General features: G+C 33.6%; 2 protein-coding genes. Both read left to right on the forward strand.

What is annotated here, in order from left to right; genetic code table 11:
- The first annotated feature begins 196 nt into the window (after positions 1-196).
- The gene (locus ACKI67_RS02875) at positions 197-916 is read left to right on the forward strand and encodes a (5-formylfuran-3-yl)methyl phosphate synthase (RefSeq protein ID WP_407461896.1); all 720 of its coding nucleotides are present in this window, start codon (positions 197-199) and stop codon (positions 914-916) included.
- A gap of 126 nt (positions 917-1,042) precedes the next feature.
- Positions 1,043-2,536 (forward strand): IMP dehydrogenase, encoded by a 1,494-nt coding sequence (gene guaB, locus ACKI67_RS02880; RefSeq protein ID WP_407461897.1) that lies wholly within the window; start codon positions 1,043-1,045, stop codon positions 2,534-2,536.
- Positions 2,537-2,763: the final 227 nt, after the last annotated feature.

Below are 2,763 nucleotides of genomic sequence, written 5' to 3' on the forward strand. Positions count from 1 at the left end.
TTTATTTTTTACTAGCGGCTTGCTAAGTCAAAAAGATATGGTTTTAGAGTATTAATAAATTTTTTAATAAAAAATTTAAATTTGATTGACTTATACAAACAACTGTTTTATGATATTGCCTAGATAATTAAAAATCAAATATTAAGATTATAAAAATTATGAGACTTAATCATTAGATAATTATGGAGGAATATGATTGCTTTTATTAATTAGTCCTATAAATCATGATGAAGCTGTTGAATCCATTGAAGGTGGAGCAGACATAGTAGATGTTAAAAACCCTAAAGAAGGTTCCCTTGGAGCTAATTTCCCTTGGGTTATTAAAGATATTAGAGAACTTACTCCTGATGACATGCTTGTCAGTGCAACTTTAGGAGATGTTCCATACAAACCTGGAACTGTTTCTTTAGCTGCTATGGGTGCTTTGGTTTCTGGTGCAGATTACATTAAAGTAGGATTATACGGTCCAAGTAACTATGAAGAAGCTTTAGAAGTAATGGAAAATGTAGTTAAAACTGTAAAAGATACAGACCCTAATGCTATTGTCGTTGCTTCTGGTTATGCTGACGCTCATAGAGTTGGAGCTGTAAGTCCATGGGATATTCCTAAAGTAGCAAGAGATGCTGGAGCAGATTTAGCTATGCTAGACACTGCTGTTAAAGATGGACATACATTATTCGATTATTTAGATATTGATGATTGTAAAAAATTCACAGAAGAAGCTCACAGTTATGGTTTAAAAGTTGCTTTAGCAGGTTCTGTTAAAAAAGATCAATTAAAACCATTATATGATGTAGGCTGTGATGTAGTAGGTGTTAGAGGAGCTGCTTGTGTAGGTGGAGACAGAGACACTGGCCACATCGACCGTACTGCTGTAGCTGAATTGAAAGAATTGGTCAAATCATTTGAAGAATAATTTCAAATATTTTTAAATGATGCTTATTAATTATCTTAATTTTTTAAATTAGGATAATTTTTTTTAAATCATTTTAATCATTTTAATCATTTTATATTTTTTTTAGAAGTTTTAAGGAGGAGAAACATGCAATTTTCAGATAAGATTTATAATGCAAAACCTGGTTACACTTATGATGATTTTTTATTAGTTCCTAATGCTTCTTGGATTGAAGCGAAAGATGTAGAGACTAAAGTTAACTTAACTAAAGACATCCAATTAAACATACCTATTATGAGTGCTGCAATGGACACTGTAACAGAAGCTAATTTAGCTATTGCACTTGCTCAGGAAGGAGGAATCGGTGTAATTCACCGTAATATTACACAAGAAGCACAAGTGGAAGAAGTTAGAAAAGTAAAAAGTGCTGAAGACATCACTGTTCGTGATGTTGTAACCATAAGCCCAGAATCTTCCATTGAAACTGTCCAAGACATAATGGAAAATGAATCTGTCAGTGGTCTTCCTGTTATGGAAAATGATAAGATTGTAGGAATTATCTCAAAAAGGGATGTAAGACCATTTTTAAAATCTGATTCTAAAAAATTAGTTAAGGATATAATGACTTCAGATGTAGTCACCATCAAAGAGAACATCTCTTCTGAAGAAGCATTAGATATCGCTTATGAAAACAAGGTTGAAAGATTACCTGTTGTTAGTGAAGATGGTGATTTGGTAGGTATTCTTACCATTAAGGATATTTTAAATCAAGATCAACATCCTAACGCTGCAGTTGATAAAAACGGAAAATACTTAGTTGCAGCAGCTTGTGGTCCATTTGATTTGGACAGAGCTATGGCTTTAGATGAAGCTGGTGCAGACATCATTTCAATTGACTGTGCTCATGCTCATAACATGAATGTAGTTAAATTTGCAGAAACCATCAAGGACAATATTGATGCTGATTTATGTATGGGTAATATTGCAACCCGTGAAGCTGCAGAAGACTTGATTGCTCACGGTGCAGATGGACTTAAGGTAGGTATTGGTCCTGGTTCAATTTGTACTACCCGTATTGTAGCAGGTATTGGTGTACCGCAAGTAACAGCTATTGCTGAAGTTGCTGATGTTGCAAGTGAAGCAGGTGTTCCTGTTATTGCAGATGGAGGCTTAAGATTCTCTGGTGATATTGCTAAGGCAATCGGTGCTGGTGCAGATGTAGTAATGCTTGGTAACTTGCTTGCAGGAACCTTGGAATCACCTGGTGATGTAGTGACCATGAATGGTAGAAAATACAAAACCTACCGTGGAATGGGTTCCATTGGTGCTATGACTGGTGGATCCGGTGGTGGAGCAGACAGATACTTCCAAGAATTGGAAAAAGGCACCCATATGAAACATTCAAAATTAGTTGCTGAAGGTGTTGAAGGTGTAGTTCCATACAAAGGTACCGTAGCTGAAGTTGTCTTCCAATTAGTTGGTGGATTAAAATCTTCTATGGGTTACTGTGGAGCTCGTGACATTCCAACAATGAAACAAGTGGCTCGTTTCGTTAGAATCACTGCAAGTGGAATTAAGGAATCACATCCACATGAATTGATGATTACTAATGAAAGTCCTAATTATCCAACATTAGACTAGTTTGAATTTTAGAATAATTTGAATAATTATTCTTTTTATTTTTTTATTTCTCCTTTTTTCTAAGTTTATTTTTTCTATTTTTCTTATATTTCTATCTTTTTAATTAAACAATTTATTTGATATTTAATCATTTTTTTATTAAGAATAATAAACATATTTTCAAAAATAATGCTTATTTCATTTTCATTTCTAAATTTAAGATGTAAGCAAGTAATTACATTCGAAAA

Origin of the sequence: Methanobrevibacter sp., from assembly GCF_045577275.1 — an archaeon.
Lineage (GTDB): Archaea > Methanobacteriota > Methanobacteria > Methanobacteriales > Methanobacteriaceae > Methanobrevibacter.